This window comes from Candidatus Sodalis sp. SoCistrobi (assembly GCF_900143145.1).
Classification (GTDB): Bacteria; Pseudomonadota; Gammaproteobacteria; order Enterobacterales; family Enterobacteriaceae; genus SoCistrobi.
Genome location: NZ_FRDB01000367.1, coordinates 1 through 1,481, shown reverse-complemented (window position 1 = coordinate 1,481; position 1,481 = coordinate 1). Strand labels below are relative to the sequence as shown.

Genomic DNA, 1,481 nt, shown 5'->3' with positions numbered 1-1,481 from the left:
CGCGCTGAAGGAGAAGAAAATGCGGCAGCCCGCCAGCTGATATGTCGCTTGTCAGGACGACAGCAAAAGCGAGGCCGCAGAGAGAGCGCTCCTGCTCTGCTCGCTGGCCTATCCATCTTGTTGAATACACTAAAATTATTATCGGAATATAGTCTGGAAGAACTTACTCATTTAGCAAGAGTTGCTCTTAAGCCTCCTCCCTGATGTGTAGATACCTATGCTTTCAGGGGGCGGCGCCTCGTGTGTGCCGCGCCGGCGGGTTATTCCCACGGGTTATAACCTTTTTCTTCATAATAACGCTTGCGCCTGTGCCGGGAGTATGCGTTAATAGCGTTATCGGTTTGTGGTACAGACCTATTTATGTAAGCCATTTTAGTAAAGTTGTTCAGCAAAAAGCGATAGTCCACCATCACTTCTTCGACGAATTTCCTTCTTAATACGTGCCCATAAGTACATGCTGGCAAACAGACCCTCTATCGCCACAGGCGGTTTTCAACTTAATGAAGGAAGTACAAATGTCTAATAAAGTAACTGGTTTAGTAAAATGGTTTGACGCGGGTAAAGGTTTTGGTTTCATCACTCCGGCTGACGGCAGCAAAGATGTATTCGTACATTTCTCCGCTATCCAGAGCAACGATTTCAAAACCCTGGACGAAGGCCAGCGCGTAGAATTCACCATTGAGCAGGGTCAGAAAGGCCCGTCTGCTGCTAACGTGGTTGCCCTGTAAGACTCGCGCCCAAGGGCTGTTGGCGGGGGCGAAGCCTACCGCCCAGGCAATAATTGCCGCAAGACATGCTCTAAAGACGCAGAAAAAGCCCTGGCCTTGACCGGGGCTTTTTTATTGCCGTTAACACCGTCATACCCGTACGGGGAGTATCGGTGATCCCTCCGGGCGCCCTTTGTCTGCCCGTCGTTTCCTGCACCCGGTTTCGTCGTCACAAAAGCGGCAATCTTGGCCAAAACTCTATATTTAAGGCTTATCTGTGTAAGCCCCAGCTTAAGCCTCGACCCAGCCTCAGCATCTACCCCAGCTCAAGCCTCCACCTTATCCTCTGCCCAAGTCTCCACCTTATTCTCCGCCCAAGGCTCAACCCAGCCTCAGCATCTACCCCAGCCCAAGCTTCCACCTTATCCTGCCCTCAAGCCTCATCCCAGCCTCCGCCCAAGCCTCAGTCAGTCTCAATTTAACCGCAGCCTCAGCGTCAGCAATAGCCATCATATCGGCATCCGCCGACCTGATAGGTCGTCCAGACCCTTCCCCTTACGGCATAGGTATCTACACATTTATCGTGATACCTGTTATTACTTTGCAGAATGATTTCAACCTATCTGTTGGCGGGATTGACTCTCGCTTTACCCGCCGATATCAGACGCTGGTTAAACAGCATATGACGCCCGCGGCTCTTCTTGCTTCTGCGGTTAAAGACCTCGCAAGTGCTCAAAAATCAACTTTCGCAACTACCCAAGCTGTCTGGCGTTT

At 51.0% G+C, this 1,481-nt stretch carries 2 protein-coding genes and 1 pseudogene; all 3 read left to right on the top strand.

Features of this window, described 5'->3' with window-relative positions; genetic code table 11:
* Window positions 1-204 (top strand): annotated as a pseudogene (locus tag CINSTRO3249_RS15850) (transposase); the annotation flags it as partial.
* Between the two features lie 311 nt (window positions 205-515).
* Window positions 516-728 (top strand): transcription antiterminator/RNA stability regulator CspE, encoded by a 213-nt coding sequence (gene cspA / locus CINSTRO3249_RS15845; RefSeq protein WP_011410009.1) that lies wholly within the window; start codon window positions 516-518, stop codon window positions 726-728.
* A gap of 562 nt (window positions 729-1,290) precedes the next feature.
* Window positions 1,291-1,481, top strand: a 191-nt coding sequence (locus CINSTRO3249_RS17005; RefSeq protein ID WP_217265411.1) for a hypothetical protein, incomplete at its 3' end; no start/stop codon positions are given.